General features: G+C 45.5%; 13 protein-coding genes. 5 read left to right on the top strand and 8 right to left on the bottom strand.

Features of this window, described 5'->3' with window-relative positions:
• The first annotated feature begins 569 nt into the window (after positions 1–569).
• The 3 genes from ACJJIO_RS00995 to ACJJIO_RS01005 all read left to right on the top strand — a co-directional run bounded on the left by ACJJIO_RS00995 (position 570) and on the right by ACJJIO_RS01005 (position 3,750).
• Positions 570–1,190, top strand: a complete 621-nt coding sequence (locus tag ACJJIO_RS00995) for an NHL repeat-containing protein (RefSeq protein WP_444885261.1) — start codon at positions 570–572, stop codon at positions 1,188–1,190.
• 873 nt (positions 1,191–2,063) lie between these two features.
• Positions 2,064–2,279 (top strand): hypothetical protein, encoded by a 216-nt coding sequence (locus ACJJIO_RS01000; RefSeq protein ID WP_444888756.1) that lies wholly within the window; start codon positions 2,064–2,066, stop codon positions 2,277–2,279.
• A gap of 166 nt (positions 2,280–2,445) precedes the next feature.
• Positions 2,446–3,750, top strand: a complete 1,305-nt coding sequence (locus ACJJIO_RS01005; protein ID WP_444909864.1) for a patatin-like phospholipase family protein — start codon at positions 2,446–2,448, stop codon at positions 3,748–3,750.
• Between the two features lie 49 nt (positions 3,751–3,799).
• Here ACJJIO_RS01005 and ACJJIO_RS01010 read toward each other — a convergent pair whose 3' ends face one another.
• The 6 genes from ACJJIO_RS01010 to ACJJIO_RS01035 all read right to left on the bottom strand — a co-directional run bounded on the left by ACJJIO_RS01010 (position 3,800) and on the right by ACJJIO_RS01035 (position 10,983).
• Entirely contained in the window at positions 3,800–5,479 is a 1,680-nt protein-coding gene (locus ACJJIO_RS01010; RefSeq protein ID WP_444898436.1) for an NAD-dependent malic enzyme, read from the bottom strand.
• A gap of 683 nt (positions 5,480–6,162) precedes the next feature.
• Positions 6,163–6,612 (bottom strand): GyrI-like domain-containing protein, encoded by a 450-nt coding sequence (locus ACJJIO_RS01015; protein ID WP_444885264.1) that lies wholly within the window; start codon positions 6,610–6,612, stop codon positions 6,163–6,165.
• 175 nt (positions 6,613–6,787) lie between these two features.
• Positions 6,788–7,171: a SpoIIAA family protein gene (locus tag ACJJIO_RS01020; protein ID WP_444909865.1), complete on the bottom strand. Its 384-nt coding sequence runs from the start codon at positions 7,169–7,171 to the stop codon at positions 6,788–6,790.
• A 123-nt stretch (positions 7,172–7,294) separates the two neighbouring features.
• The gene (locus ACJJIO_RS01025; RefSeq protein ID WP_444909866.1) at positions 7,295–7,540 is read right to left on the bottom strand and encodes a tautomerase family protein; all 246 of its coding nucleotides are present in this window, start codon (positions 7,538–7,540) and stop codon (positions 7,295–7,297) included.
• A gap of 329 nt (positions 7,541–7,869) precedes the next feature.
• On the bottom strand, positions 7,870–9,030 hold the full coding sequence (locus ACJJIO_RS01030; protein WP_444909867.1) for a serine hydrolase domain-containing protein: 1,161 nt from the start codon (positions 9,028–9,030) through the stop codon (positions 7,870–7,872).
• Between the two features lie 471 nt (positions 9,031–9,501).
• Positions 9,502–10,983, bottom strand: a complete 1,482-nt coding sequence (locus tag ACJJIO_RS01035) for an arylsulfatase (protein WP_444910960.1) — start codon at positions 10,981–10,983, stop codon at positions 9,502–9,504.
• Between the two features lie 20 nt (positions 10,984–11,003).
• Between ACJJIO_RS01035 and ACJJIO_RS01040 the strand changes: the two genes are divergently transcribed.
• Positions 11,004–11,177 carry a hypothetical protein gene (locus tag ACJJIO_RS01040; protein ID WP_444909868.1) on the top strand — a complete coding sequence of 58 codons (174 nt, stop codon included), beginning with the start codon at positions 11,004–11,006 and terminating at the stop codon, positions 11,175–11,177.
• Between the two features lie 289 nt (positions 11,178–11,466).
• Here ACJJIO_RS01040 and ACJJIO_RS01045 read toward each other — a convergent pair whose 3' ends face one another.
• The gene (locus tag ACJJIO_RS01045) at positions 11,467–12,516 is read right to left on the bottom strand and encodes an HAD family hydrolase (protein WP_444909869.1); all 1,050 of its coding nucleotides are present in this window, start codon (positions 12,514–12,516) and stop codon (positions 11,467–11,469) included.
• Positions 12,517–12,723: 207 nt separating this feature from the next.
• On the opposite strand from ACJJIO_RS01045, the gene ACJJIO_RS01050 reads away from it, so the two are divergent.
• Positions 12,724–14,934 (top strand): tetratricopeptide repeat protein, encoded by a 2,211-nt coding sequence (locus tag ACJJIO_RS01050; protein ID WP_444909870.1) that lies wholly within the window; start codon positions 12,724–12,726, stop codon positions 14,932–14,934.
• A 50-nt stretch (positions 14,935–14,984) separates the two neighbouring features.
• Here ACJJIO_RS01050 and ACJJIO_RS01055 read toward each other — a convergent pair whose 3' ends face one another.
• The gene (locus ACJJIO_RS01055) at positions 14,985–16,334 is read right to left on the bottom strand and encodes a hypothetical protein (protein ID WP_444909871.1); all 1,350 of its coding nucleotides are present in this window, start codon (positions 16,332–16,334) and stop codon (positions 14,985–14,987) included.
• Position 16,335 lies beyond the last annotated feature (1 nt).

Genomic DNA, 16,335 nt, shown 5'->3' on the forward strand with positions numbered 1-16,335 from the left:
CCTTGACGCCATCCGGCAGCTGAATCACCATCCCCGACATCTAGGGATCCCGCAATTATTTTATTTTTCTAACTTTTCTTCTATTGGAAGACCATTTCCAAGATGGCACCAACCACCTGTAGGAATCCCCGCCCTTTTAGCGGGAGAGGATATTAAATTACAGACCTTTGCTTTAAGATCGTTTGAAACAACTGATTAGGAGGTTTTTATCAAGCCGAGTGGCCAATTCTACCCTTCAGTTCTGCCCTTTAGTGGACAGAAATATAACCAGCCACAAGGCCTCAATCTCACTTTTTGCAGCAATAGCCGCCATTGAATAGACCGTACCCGGCGAATAGAAAATAAATAAGCCGGCACATGGTAAGTCTTTACTGGAAAGTACTAAGCGTAAATAAAAAACTTATCCTTTCAAAAGGCTACGCATACTTTTTCCTGAAAACTGCCAACAAAAATGTTACCAAGGCTCCAGCTGGTTTATTAATTATTCAATGAATTCACTTTAAGTCTTCAGATTTTGGTACCCCGAAGCACTAGAAAGCCCCGATCCAAAAACCCAAAGGAGATTAATCATGGAAATGAACTTTAAAGACAGAGGATTCCTCTCAACGTGGCACTTAAATATGGTCACTTTTGATAGAGAAGATAACCTGTGGTGTGTGGGAACTTCGAATAACATCGGAAAGTGGAATTCAAGAACTTTTGGCCTCGTTGACAAAAAAGAGTACAACCAATCCTGGGATTCCAAAATGATTGCATTTGACAAGTCAAATGCAATGTGGAGCGTTGGAACTAAAGGTAATCTTGCCAAGTGGAATACCACCACTGGAGCATGGGAGGAACCGGACATTGAAAAGCCCTGGGACCTAAAAATGATTGCCTTCGATAACTCCGGAGAAATGTGGTGTGTTGGTGAAAAAGGTAACGTAGGCAAATGGAACCCCATTGACAACAAGTGGGATGATCAGGGTGATCTGGGCGGCTGGAAACTGGACTGGATTGCCTTTAGGCCCGGTGACCCAAGAGGTGATATCTACTGTGTGGGAACCGAAAGCAACCTGGGACTCTACGATCCTAAATTCCCAAATGACACTTTCCATATCGCATCCAACTTTGAATGTAAAAGCCTCTATTTCCACGAAATATTTGGATATTGTGTCGGCACTAAAGACAATATGGGTGTATCAATTTAGTAGTCAGTAATTTCAGCTAGTGGATAATATTAATTATTCACTAGCTATTTGGCAGCCCAACCCAAAAAGTGAACCTCTCGCATTTTTAGGGTGTGGCGCATTAATAACAAGTTTAATGCTCTAGCCGTGACATTAGTACTCGGAAACTACGCACAGTCACTCACACCAAAGTCTACCCAGCCCCAAAACCACTGGATAGTAGAAACAACAACTTGCCCACTACTTTAAACAAGCCTGCAACCTCACAGGCCTCTAACCTATATCACCTATAACACAAGCTCGTTAGTAGCGGACTGGCAATAGCGCTTTCTCAGTTTCTCAACAGCCCAGAAAAAATTTTATCTCAATAAGAAACAGATTTCCTTTTGGAGATATCTATTATCGTGGAATTGATTACATAGCCGTACCGAAACTACGAAAAGAATACGCAGTGAAGATCCCCGCGCTGGCCATACTATACAGTCAGGATTAAGTTTCTGTCTCACTCCGAAGTCACGAAGCCCGCAATAGAAATCTGAGCCGGGTGTGCTCTCGTAAATACTGCACCAAGAGCTGGCGCCAGTGGACCTTTCATTTTGCTGGTGAAAATTGGCCACTTTCACAAAAATCTATAGACCACTTAACTGACATAGTGTGCAGCCCAGCACGGAACAAAGCACTGCCTGCAGAGAGCTGGTCCTGGGTGACAATGATCCAATGATCTACTGTTGATCAGCTAACCGTCGCTCCAACAGCTGCTGAAGGTGATCCCGCTACCGTACTCGACTCAACGATAAAAACAGTAGGATCGCTGTACGTTACTGGCAGGTATTTGGCACTGTACGGCTAATAGAGCTTATTGCGCAGCTTGGCAGCGAAGGTGGGTGGCATACATTGGCATACCGCAGATTTTGGCAAGCCCTTGACTATGGTACTACAGGCAAGGGACAAGGCGCTGTGCTTCCAGCCGGATCTCAAATCGAATCACCGGATTACTTCACCTTCAGTGCAGACCTGATTGCGCCTATCGATGAAGGCCACCGTAGCAACGAAAACCGTATCCGTGCACGCCCACCTTTGTATCCTCATTTAGTAAAAGCACTGCCTTAGAGATTTTACCGCTTACTGGATCTAGTGATGCCCAAGTGGGAAGGCACGAAAAACAAACTGGATGCTATGGCGAATCTGATTCTGGGTGATACCCTGCCCCATTCTTTTAGCCAATAATCATTTCAACTTTCGTATGGAACCTACTGCCACCTCAGGGAAAAATCATATGAGTAACACAGCGTGGGTGACCAGCGCCATCTCCGAAGCCGATACCCTTTGGCAAAATTCGCGTACATCGATCGAAGGCAAGTCATTTAGTGATGTGCAGGACTCTAACGGCCTCCAGTATGTCGACCTGGTGATGGAAGGCGGTGGCATGCTAGGGATTGCCCTGGTGGGCTACACCTACGTCCTTGAGAAGGCCGGTATTCGCTTTCGCAAGGTTGCAGGTACTTCTGCAGGTGCCATCAATGCACTATTTTTAGCCGCTGCCGGTACGCCGAGCTCACTTAAGAGTGCAAAGTTACTGGATATTATGGCTAAGGCGGACTTTGCCAGCTTTGAAGATGGTGAGCGCTTTGCGCGTAAAACGGTGCAGCGCCTGCTCAAAGGCAAAGGGCTGTTTAGTAGCCTGGCCTTACACCCATTCGACTCCCTGCGTACCTGCAAACAGCTATTGCGAGATAAGGGCCTCAATCCTGGCGACGCTTTTAGCCAATGGTTGCAAGAAGAGTTACGCCAGCTGGGCATTACCAATACCGCGCAACTTAAGCAGCGTATCAACCAGTTTCCCACTCTCCATTATCGGGGAGAACCAGATCATCAGGTGGGCGCTGCAGAAGTGGCGCTGGTAGCAGCGGATATTACCACTGAGACACGGGCTGTTTTTCCGGCAAAGGCCCCACTCTACTTTAGCAACCCGGATGCGATAAATCCCGCCGAATTCGTACGGGCTTCCATGTCTGTGCCGGGCTTTTTCAAACCCTATACAGTGAAGAATATTCCCCAGCTGGATGAATGCAGTTCAGTGGCCGAGAACTGGCGCAGTATCAAGGGAATTGGTGATCCCAGGCTGTTCTTTAAAAATGGTTTTCCTAAAGAAATTCAGTTTGTGGATGGTGGCCTGGTATCCAACTTCCCCTTTGATATCTTCCACAAGCCAGTCGGTACCCCCAAACTACCCACTTTTGGCATTAAGTTGGAAGTGGACCACTATCAACCCAAGTCTGACAAGGTGGGGCGCTTTGCCATGGGGCTAATCAATACCTGCCGTAACATGCTCGACAACCATGTGCGGGCCAGCCTAAATGCGGAATACCACACGCTGGTGAAAGAGATCGCTATAGAACCTATGACCAACGGCGAGCATCCCCACTGGTTGGATTTCGCCATGCCAGGAGAACACTGCGAACACCTGTTCCTGTCCGGCGTAAGGGCGGCGATCGAGTTCCTAAGCAACGGATTTCAATGGGAGGATTACCTTGTTCTGCGCAGGCCGGAAGTTTTCTACTCTGGGGAGCAGTTGGCTTAAGGAAAGAAAGCCGGGTAAAAAGTACCCGGCATAGATTTTTTAAGGGTGATTAGAAGGAACGGCGTCGATAGCTGCGATAGTTTGCGTGCCAGAAGTTGCGCTTGAGAGACCTCTCTAACTGCTCGTGGCTCACTTTCGGGGCAACTCCATCAAGCTGTGCCTGGGCAGCTACAGCTCTGGCGATATCAATGCTCACCTCACGAATATCATCCAAGTGCGGTAGCAGTGCGCCCTCCCCCTGCTTCACCACTGGTGCCTGCTCCGCCAGGGCGTTGGAAGCTGCCATCAACATGCCATCGGTAACCCGCGTGGCATTGGCTGCGATCACCCCAAGACCGATACCAGGGAAGATATACACATTGTTGCACTGAGCAACCGGATGGTGGCGCCCATCAATTTCCACGGCAGCAAAAGGACTACCGGTAGCCACCAGAGCCTCTCCCTTAGTCCAGGTATATATTTCCGTAGGAGTCGCCTCCGCGCGGGAGGTGGGGTTTGAAAGCGGCATCACCAGTGGGCGCTCATGGCCAGCTTGTAACGCCTCAATTACTTGTTGGTTAAACAACCCACCCTGCCCGGATACGCCAATAAGAATACTTGGTTTCACCCTACTGATCAGACTTTGCAGGTCTGACTCTGGCGCCCCATCGAAGATATCCGGTGACTGAGCCAGCGCCGCCTGGAAGTCATGCAGCCCCTTCATATCCGAGGTGACCAATCCATAGCGATCAAACATAAAAATACGCGAGCGCGCATCCGTATCACTAAGCCCCGCCTGTACCATGGCGGACACCACCTGCTCAGCAATTCCGCAACCGGCAGAACCAGCACCCACAATCAAAACCCGCTGGGCTGTTAAGGGCTCCTGCCAGGTTTTACAAGCAGCCAAAATAGTGCCCAGGGTAACAGCGGCGGTACCCTGGATATCGTCATTGAAACAGCAGATTTGATCCCTATAGCGTTGCAGTAACGGCATGGCATTCGTCTGGGCAAAGTCTTCAAACTGCACCAAAACCTTGGGCCAGCGACGCTTCACCGCCTCGATAAACTGCTCTAAAAACTCATCGTACTCCTTTTGAGAGATACGCTCATGGCGCCAACCCATATACATAGGATCACTGAGCAGAGTGCGGTTATTGGTGCCAACATCCAAAGTGACCGGAAGTGTGTAAGCTGGGCTGATACCACCACAGGCGGTGTATAGAGACAATTTACCAATGGGAATCCCCATACCGCCAATACCCTGGTCGCCGAGACCGAGGATACGCTCACCATCGGTAACGACGATAACCTTGACGTTTTCCTTAGTGGCACTGCGCAAGATATCATCTATGTATTCTCGGTCTGGGTAGGAAACAAACAGACCTCGATGGTTGCGATAAATATTAGAGAATTCCTCACAGGCCGCCCCAACGGTAGGCGTATAGATGATCGGCAGCATTTCATCAATATGATGCTCAATCAGGTAAAAGAACAACGTTTCATTATCGTCCTGTATACCACGCAAAAAGATATGCTTATCCAGGCCAGTCTTACACTGTTGGTACTGGTAATAGGCCCGTCGAGCCTGTTCCTCAATAGTCTCTACATTGGTCGGCAAGAGACCCGCCAGATTAAACTCAAGCCTTTCCTCTAGGGTAAATGCACTGCCTTTGTTTAGCAGTGGCATTTCCAGTAGAGAGGGGCCAGCATGCGGGATATATAAGGGACGCTTTTCGTTGTTGCTCATAAACCTGCTTTTTCAATGCGGTGATAGACGAGACATATTGCGCAAAAAGCTTCCAACCTTACTGAATAATGCAAAGGGAGCCACTTATTTGCACAGACCCGCCAGTCTAAGGGGGCTTAAAGACTATCTAGTGTTATGGACTTTAACAAGGCCTACCCTCTGCACCTTGGGATCAGGATAAGTGCCTTTTAATCATGCTAGCTTGCTTTTTACCGATGCTCACAGGGCTGAGACTAAACGACTCCAGGAACAACGAGAGTAAGAAATAAACAACTGCGAAGCCTGTAAGGAGAAGTGTGCTGCCCACCGGTATTTCCCTCCTAGCCCCATAGTTTCATGGGAATTCTCAAGAGGAAGTTAGGAAAATGTGGTTAGAAAACTTGAGGGAGGAAGAGTTGGTACCTGCAAAGACAAAGTATCGAAGAGGTGGGAAATAGGATGTCACCAACCAGCACCTAGTGCACAAGCGAACCGAGACAGCAATAGTAGTACTGTCTATTTTGGCGCTAGGACATGTCCATAGTGACCATGCTGTCTATCTGGGCGTTTTGAAGTTTTGGTAAAGCAGGCGATCATTTTTCAACCGTCAGAAAGCCTTTCGGCAAAAGCTCTTTGTAGAAGCGAAGCAAGATAGAGGGGCCCTAAACCTGTAGGCACAGTCTTCTTAGGAACCCCCAAGGCCACTATTTGATTGAAATGGCAACTCTTATCTCATTTGGGCTCAGGTAATGTTCAAAGTCTGTGGTGTAGGCTCTTTGGTGAGGACAATCCGGTGAAGAAAAGTAATTCCATATCTCACCCCATATGTCGATAACCGTCTGCGGCATTTCCCCCTGGGCGGAAAACACCAGATACTTACCCGATTGCACATGTATCGGCTTGAAATCTTCGGACATATCTGTTGAAAGCAGATCTGAGCAAGCATAGATATCAAACAACCCGCTATGGTCTGACTCATAGTTGGTATAAACCCCATAAATCTGGGGAGCTCCCGTAAACTTGGGAGCTGCCTCGGTACTAAACTTCTCCCACAGGGGAGCTATTTGCGCAGTAGAGGCATCCGCCTCATTCTCATTCTTTGTTCTTGCGCAGAGCCCCACCAAATCAAAGCCGGGAATTTGTTCAACGACCATAACTACCTCATTTTTATCAATTATTGATGTTACTTGTATTCCAATACACAGCTAAGTGCATGGATGAACAACTAAAGGGGTTCACCTTAAAGCTAAGGGTAGCTCCTTCCCTGTAGTAATTTCCTTGCTTTGAGCCCCAAACCGAAGAAAAATTCCACAACTACCTCTTGCTGAGTTAATCGAGTTTTTCTGGCCTGTAACGGTTGAGAAATTGAACCGCCTCGTCACGCCGTTCCAAAGAGAAGCACTGGATATCTATATTCCTAAATATCTTATCTTCAGCCTTCACAATCTTTTGTAGCCATTGCTTATCCGTCAGAATGGCTGCCGCAGAGATATTAGAAATACCAACATTAACCAAGTATTTCAATTTTTCTAGCACTGCCGAGAACTCAAGCCCCTTAAATGACTCAATTTCCTCATAGATAGTGATCCTCTTATACTTCTCACCAAGCAACTTTGCTTGAGCCAAAGTCTCAGAAACATCACTTTCTGTAATTGAATCAGATACCCTGAAAGCGAGGGCATTAGGAATACCGATATCTATCGCTTTGATCATCTCGTCAATCCCATTTCCAATAATCTACAGTCAGAAATTAATAATATGCTGTGGACAGTACCATCCTATTTATCACATTAAGCTTATTTTAAGCGCAGGATAAAAGTATCAGGAGGAAATACTCTACAATGCTCTGCTAGAATCTGCTTTCTTTTTGATTTGCAAGGCAATCTCTTTCGTTAAGATTTGCCCACCTAACGACCAGTTTTCTGCCTCAACCAAGTCTAAAGAAACCCACACATGCTGCCTAAAACTCTCATCTCCGCCGCCTTCGACCTCCACCATAATATCACTGATTTTTTGCAGCAACTCCTTCTTCACACGCTCATCAACTAGCTCTTTAACTGTTGTAATTGTTACATGTGGCATAAAACCCTCCAATTGGTACTAAGTGAAATTTAGAAAATCAATCAAACTTAAAACAACTCTACAGAAGACAAAAAGGCATTAGATAGAACCATCTCTCAATGGGATGCAATAACTGCAGAGCTAAAAGATGCATAGTAGCAATGACTAAAAATTCATTCTTAAACTCAAACTCTCCACAGGTCAGCACTCCATCTACTACAAACCTATCAAATACTGTATATAAATACAATACTGGGTGAACAGCAATTAATTTCAACTCAGGATCGGGGATACCTCGCAATCCAGAGACTACGAGGCCGGCTTAAGGTACACGCAGAGAGTTGAGTCTTCTATTTTACTTGCTCATTACTATGAAAGAGATCTAGGGTCTTTAGGGCAAGGGCAACCAGATCCGCACTGGATTCCAAGTCCACATTCTTTATAACAGCCACTGCCCGCTGGTGTTCAGGACAAAGTATCAACACACTTGTACTTCCTATACTTAGCCCCGTGTGGTATAGCAAATTAGGGTGTACTTGGAGAATACGCCTTATATCCGCATACTCTTCCGAGTTATATCCAGCTAAGAAATCTTGCCCCCCAAGAAACCAACCAATACCAATATTGGTTTCTGTTCCATCTGAAAGTTTAGAGTTAGTAAATAGCGCAGAAATGGATTCCTCCTGCAGAAAACCAGGCTTCAGATGAGAAAGCGCAAATTTCACCACATCTTTTGGCGTAGATAATATTCCACCGCCAGCATACTTATAGCTACTATTCACCTCTGGAGAATTTATAAGCACACCTGTAAAAAAAGAATAAGCGCCCTGTCTACTTGGAATAATTGGTGCCGCATCATCAAAGGTAGTTCTCTTCAATCCTAGAGGTTCAAAAACTTCAGTGCTAACTATCTCCTTAAAGGTTTCCCCTTTTGCTGACTCCATTGCCGCACTCAGAAGAGTCCAATTATAAGTAGAATAACTCTGATCCGAACCGGGAACAAAAAGCAAAGGGTCATTTTTAAAAATATTCAAAGCTTCTAAAGTGTTGTTGTATTGTACATTCGAGAGAAATTCATGCGGAATAATGTAGTCACGAATTCCAGCGGTGTGATTGGTTAACTGGCGCAAGCTTATCGCTGGGTGGGTTTCAGGCCAGTCTGGCACCAAAAGTCTTACCTCTGAATCCAAATTTAAAACTCCCTGCTCTACCAGACGCATCAAAGCAGCCGCAGTAATCACCTTAGAAACGCTTCCAATACGGAGTTTTGTTTTTTTGGTCATAGGAACTTTAGACTCAAGATCTGAATACCCAAACCCTTTAGCCCACTGAATGCCGTTAGTATCGCCAACGGCCACGCTAATACCAGGAACAGTATCTGAGGAAACGGCCTGTTCAAACAAAAGTTTTGCTTGCTGTGGAGCACTATCAGCACCCTTTGATTGTAGGGGCAACCATAGAGCCGCTGAAGCGATCAATATTATAAATTTATACATATCACCAAATTCCATTTGTAAATTTCATATACAGAGACGCCGATAAGGCACCTGAGACACTATACAGGCATATAAAGGAAGTAAGCTAATTTAACTTTTGATCAGGCAGATAAGGTACGATAGAACCGAAAACAAGGGGAAAGATAACTTAAAATAACTTTTTAACTTTAAGAATTGAACACTATTCAAACTTTGGGGAAACGCCTTGTTTTAGATTAAGGGCAAAATCATTAGGTTACCTTTAAAACCACAGCAACTATACTTGACCCCCCTAAACCTGAATGACAATTTGTATCAAACCAGAGCGTTGTTAATTACAACAGCTTGTTGCTACGCATCAAAGTGCATCCAGGAAAAATCATCTATGTGCTTTACTTGACTTAAAGCGATTACTATAGACCTGAGCTTCCGACCCTCCTTCTCTATTAAGAGAGTAATTCATCACCTTTTCATGCCCTGTGACCTAATTTAGCGCCCTATGAAAATTCAGTTACTACCCGAAGCTCCAGCCTCTAGCTGTTTTTGTACTTTTTCCAAATTGAAAGAGCCGGGAACTTGACTGGGGGGGTATTCCTTCATGGTGCTCAGGAACTTGGCAGCGAGCTGCTGCATAGGAACCAATACAAATGCACGATCAATAAACCAATCATTATAGGTATTGGAGCTATGTTGTGCTTTTTCGAAAGGATCCTGACGTAAATTAAACAGTAAAGGAATACGTAGTTCAGTAAAAGGTTCGCGCCAGACTTCAAAACCTTTACCACGATTCTCCAAGAAAATGGCTTTCCATGGCTCGTAACGCATAGCGACTATTTGACCATCATCATTAACATATATAAATTCCTTTCGTGGTGACAACTTGGCCTTACCAGAAAAGTAATCCAACATGTTATAACCGTCGACATAGTTGCGGTAGCGGCGACCGTTCAATTCTACCCCCTGCTTTAGTTGCTCTTTGATATTAGGGTTTCCGCCGGCGGCAGCCAGTGTTGGCAGCCAGTCTTCATGGGAAACGATACCCGTCAGGGTAGTGCCAGCTGGGAATTTTCCAGGCCAGCGAACAAAAGCTGGTACCCGATAAGCCCCCTCCCAGTTGGAGTTCTTTTCACTGCGAAAGGGAGTTGTGGCCGCGTCAGGCCAGGTATTGAAGTGTGGTCCATTATCGGTGGAATAAAATACAATCGTATTGTCAGCAATTTTCAGACGATCGAGTAAACTCAGTAATTTTCCCACCAGGATGTCATGCTCTACCATGCCATCCATATACTCGTTGCTGTTCGGTCCAGCCAGATTTTTATGCTCCTCTCGCACATGAGTACGAAAATGCATCCGAGTAGCATTCCACCAGACAAAGAAAGGCTTTCCGGCCTGATGAGCACGCTCTATAAAGTCAATAGCTGCAGCTAGAGTTTCATCATCAATTGTCTCCATGCGTTTTTTAGTGAGCGGGCCTGTGTCCTCAATGGAGCCACCCGCATAAGACTTGATCACTCCGCGTGGGCCAAATTTTTTGCGGAATTCAGGATTTTTGGGGTAATCGCGATTCTCTGGCTCTTCTTCAGCATTGAGATGGTAGAGATTTCCGAAAAACTCATCAAACCCATGGTTAGTGGGCAGATGTTCATTCCGGTCACCCTGGTGATTCTTACCAAACTGACCAGTAACATAACCGAGGCTTTTCATAACCGTGGCAATTGTCGCATCACTCTTTTGCCAGCCTTCCTTGGCTCCTGGGAGCCCTACTTTGGTCATTCCAGTACGCACTGGCACATTACCTGCCAGGAAAGCGGCCCTTCCGGCCGTACAAGATTGCTGGCCGTAGTAATCGGTAAATGACAGCCCCTCAACAGCCAATCGATCAATGTTGGGCGTGGCATAACCCATCATGCCTCGGCTATTAAAACTGATATTCCAAATACCGATATCATCCCCCCAAATTACCAGGATATTGGGCTTTGTAAGCGGGATGTCCTGAACTTGAAGCTCCGGTGGGGCTTGAGTTTGCCCCTGCCCCTCCAACTGAGGCTGAGGCTGAGGCTGAGGCTGAGGCTGAGGCTGAGGCTGAGGCTGAGGCTGAGGCTGAGGCTGAGGCTGAGGCTGAGGCTGAGGCTGAGGCTGAGGCTGAGGCTGAGGCTGAGGCTGAGGCTGAGGCTGAGCAATAACGTGCCATTGCAAAAAACACAATACAATTGCACCCATGAACAATCGACGGAATACCAGAGTGGATGAAAACATATTGGGTCTCATAAATCATTTAACATCTATAGAGAGTGCATATAGCGACAAACAAACCTCTATTGACAACAAAACCCTTTTAAAAATTACTGGTGCCAATAGATGTAAATTCACGCTTTTTAGGAAGGGCAATACAACAAGATTAGACAAACTTGTTTAAAGCGTTCATTAGAGAAGGTTTTGCGGCAATGATTTTAAGGGCATGAAAGATAGATGTTAACCACCATCCTCAACCGGTGTTTCAGATATTTCCTTTTCAGGTGTGGTGATTTTAGACTGAGGAAAAACCACTGCCCAGTCTTTTGCCATATCTACAACCGTCCACCCATAGAGTTTGGCAGCTTTTAAAGCCTTATCCAGGTGCCCTACATTAGAGCCACTATCATAAGACCACTCCCTCTTACTGTCGGTATGGTGAACTAACATGCCAAAACGAGGCCCTTTACCAGAAGTAGACCACTCCAACATCTGCAAATCACCGTCTGAATTTCCAGCAACAAAAATTGGGCGGAATCCAATAACCTGGCTTATGCCAATAGGCTTACCTACACCATCATTCACGAAGTCAAGTTTATCCGTTGTAATGATTTGAGGATGACCATCATCATCTTCATACCGTAATTTAAAACGGCTACCAATAACTTGTTCCGGCGGGATACCGTAGAAGCTCATTGAGAGTGCCCTAATAAAATCAACTCCACCACCTGAAGATATATAGGTTTTAAAGCCATTTGCACGCAAGTACTTCAGCAATTCATGCATCGGCTGATAAACCATATTTCGATAAGGCTTTCCCGTAAGGGGATTTTTGGCGACAGTAAGCCAGGAATTTACAACCTTATTAAATTCCGTATCTGTCATACCTGTTTGAGTCGTACTGATTATTTTTAACCTATCCGCTTTGCCAAGGGTCAATAAGCTGTGAAAATCTTCTTTTAGAATGGAGGCAAAAGGTTGCTCCTTCTGCCACTTCGGGTGCTCAGGTGCCAATCGCTTAATCTCGTCTATCGCAAAAAGTAACTGAACGTAAGCAGGCTTTTCCGCCCACAAAGTGCCATCGTTATCGAATACAGCAATACGTAGCTCTGGAGGAACAAAGTCGAAACTGCCTTCTTGCGTCACTTTCTTTACAAAACTTACGATGGCAGATTTTGTTGACGTATTATTCCATGATGGAAGATCTGCACTCACACCCGTGCTGGAAAAAAAAATATTTATCAGAAGCAGCAAGCAAAAAAATGTCAATTTTCTTTGAGAGAAAGCCATTAGGTTAAGAGACTCAAGTAAACATGGATTGCTTGAAGTGGCACACAATGAACTAATCTTGGCTTGTCAAAGCCAGATCAATCCAACAGAAAAGTCAATAAAACTAAATATATGATAAATATAGCTGGAAAAATTTACATAATTTTCATTGTTCTCGCTCTATTACCACTAGCTGGATGTGGCGGGCATAACAATGAAAAATCCGAAATGGGTAAAACTGATGAAAACGAATCTATCTTAACCACTACCCATCAGATAAATCATTCGGAGAAAGAGCACGCAACATATACCGGTTCAGCATCCTGCCAAAACTGCCACCAAAAAGAAAGCACTGCCTGGAAAGACTCCCATCACGCGCAAGCCATGATGCCAGCCAGTGAAGACACTGTCCTCGGCAACTTCGATGGAACCACCTTTGACCACGGCGGAGTAACTACAACCTTTTACAAGCGCAAAGGAAATTTTTTTGTCGAGACCGAAGGAACTGAAGGTATTCTAGAAAAATTCCCCATTTCATACACTTTTGGGGTAACTCCTCTCCAGCAGTACTTGATTCAATTTCCCGGCGGGAGGCTACAGGTGCTCAGTATCGCTTGGGATAACCGCCCAGCAGTAGATGGTGGTCAACGCTGGTTCCATTTATACCCTAATGAAAAGATCGAACATACAGACTACCTACACTGGAGTGGTATTAATCAAAACTGGAACTTTATGTGTGCGGATTGCCACTCTACTAATCTACAAAAAAATTACGATCTTCAAACCGATACATTTCAAACCAGTTGGTCTGAGATAAATATCGCTTGTGAATCCTGTCATGGGCCCGCCTCCAAGCATCTTGAATGGGCTCAGAATCAACAACAGAGCCTTCAAAATTTTGGCTTTACTCATGAATTACAGAGGATAAATACAAACCAGTGGAAAATGAACCTTGAAACTGGCATAGCCTCAAGCAAATCAACCAAGGTCGCCAAAGAAATACAAACTTGTGCGCAATGCCATTCCAGGCGCGCGACATTCTCACCTGGCGCAACTGCTGGGAGTAAATTTTTGGATCATTATAACCTCGCCCTACTACAACCACCTCTCTATTATGCGGATGGTCAAATTAACGAAGAGGTCTATGTCTATGGCTCTTTTTTACAAAGTAAAATGTATAGCGCAGGCGTCACCTGTAGCAATTGTCATGAGCCCCATAGTTTACAGTTACGTAGCAGTGGCGACGGGGTTTGTGCCCAGTGCCATCTATCTGAGAAGTTCGCTCAAACCGATCATCACCTTCACCCAATAAACAGCCCCGGATCGCGATGTATCAATTGTCATATGCCAGCAAAGAACTTTATGCAGGTAGATAGCCGCCGCGATCACAGTTTTCGCATCCCCCGTCCAGACCTTTCAGATCAATTAAAAACACCAAATGCCTGTATCAATTGCCATAAGAATCAAAGCAATCAGTGGGCTGCTGAAGTTCTGCGCAAGCGATTTGGCCCAGCAGAGACAAACCACTTTGGCGAGGCTCTACACGCAGGCCTTACAGGAGCATGGGATGCAGAGAAGAAATTAAGTAAATTGATCCTAAACCGAGAACAGCCAGCAATCGCTAGAGCAACCGCTATAACCTTTCTGGCGGAATACCTCAGCCGCGATTCTGTACAATTATTGCAATCCATAGCACAAAGCGATGAACCACTACTCAGTCTGGCACTGGCACAGTCATTAGATAGAATACCGGAGCAATTACGACCTGCCTTGGGAATACCTCTACTCTACGAGCGAGAACGCGTCACCCGCTCTTTGGCCGCCAATGCTCTAGCAACCTTACCCCTGGGAAATTACCCTGCTCAGGTTCGCCAGCAATTTTCTCTGGCACTTCAGGAATATATAACCTCAGAATTGTTTAACAGTGATCGACCAGAATCCTTATCCAACTTGGCGGGTCTACATCAACAGAGTGATAACTCTCAGCAAGCAGAAGTATTCTATCATCGAGCTATAAGTAAAGCGCCCTATTACACAGCTGCATACATTAATCTGGCAGACCTTTATCGAATAAAGGGAAAAGAGAAAAGTGCAGAAGAAGTGCTGCGAAACGCTCTGGATAAAGCAGAGAGGAAGGCAGCAATACAACACTCCTTAGGGCTATCATTAATACGACAGAAACGCCACTCAGAGGCTATCGGTTATCTCAAACAAGCCTCTGAGGCTAAACAGACTGATAGCCGCTATATATATGTCTATGCGATCGCACTACACTCCGCCGGCAACTCTACACAAGCCCTGGCAACGCTTGAGAAGGGGCTTGAGCAATTCCCTTCCTCAATAGATATCCTCCGGGCTTTAATCTCCATTAATCGGGAATCCGGCAACCTGGAGAGAGCAAAAAAATATGAAAACTTCCTTGCTGGAAGCGATCAGTAGTCCCAAAAGCCTTCTATTGTTTTAGTTGAAGCTAAACAATTAGTAGATTACTAAAAATCGTAATAAAAACTTAAGCGGAGCAAGTGCTCATTCGGAATTAGGCCAAACTCACAGCTCTCACAGCCACTAAACACTTGGGCCTGAAGTCTAGTGCTGAAATGCTCTGTCCAATTTTGGATTAATTCCACGTTATGATACTGGCTCTGATCATCAATGTTGTATTGAATACTCTGGCGATACTGAAACTTCCGTTCAATCCGGGTGTTACCCCACATAAAAAACAAATACTCCCGGCGCAACTGCCCCACCGATAACAGCTCATAGCTATCAATCAGGAAATTAAAGGCAGCTGGCGCCTGAACAGACAGTAAACCTTGCTTGGCAAGATCCACTTGTTCGATAACCTGGTCCCACTCTTCTGACTCATACCCATGTTCGTTGTATAGATATTCTGCCGTAATATCCCAGCCGCCTTTAAGGCTCATCTGAGCACCTAGCACTGCTTTTAGGTAACCGTGATCCTGTAGACCTCCATAGGAGATATCACTAGCCACTGGCAGCTCGCGCTGATGTTCCCAGGCCCCCTCAAATCGTAGAGTAATATTATCACGTGCCAATGCACTCAAACCCAGGGCCGCATTCAGCTCTCCACCGTCCAACTGGTGTACTACCAACCTGGTATCCAGATCTCCCTCCCTATTCAGAACCAATGCATATTGATACTCGTGGTCAGCAAACGGATGGTCCAGCTTCCGATCCAGATTATCTTCCACTTCAGCAATGTAGATACCCGCGTTCCAGTCACCGTAGCGAAGATCCAGATGCGCCATATCCCAACCCTGTTGTTGGGTCAGATCATCTGTATCCAGATTTGGCCGGTCATAGACAGGCTTGAGTAAGTTGGCAGGGGACCAATTGTAACCATTACTCCACTGAGGTTTGATCCTGCCAATATTAATACCCAATCTCCGGTTAGATGTGTACGAAGATAAGTAGCCCTCCAATAGGTAGGCATTGAACTCTTCTGAAGAGGCGCCACCGTCATCCACCTTATAGTCTTGAATAAAGGCTAGGCGAGTAAAAGTAGAAAATTGTGGCCCCGATAAAAACTGACTACTGAAATCCAGTGCTAGCAAAGATTCTCTTTCACTAAATTGTAGATTTCCAGGGTTAAAATACTGGTCTTCCCGCACGCTATTCTGCTGCTGATAGGCAATAGCCGAAATATCATAATTCCAATAATAACCACTTTCCCTATTACTGGATGAAAGATCTTGTGTTTTAGAACTCTCAGAGAGCTCATTAGAGAAAGGATCTTTATACTCTTGCGCACTAGCTAAAGCAGCTGAGGCAGAGACACTTAAGATTATGGCCAGTTTATGCTGGGTTAAATTTGGCATC

The sequence above is a fragment of the Microbulbifer mixtoriginis (SeqCode) genome (assembly GCF_052467235.1).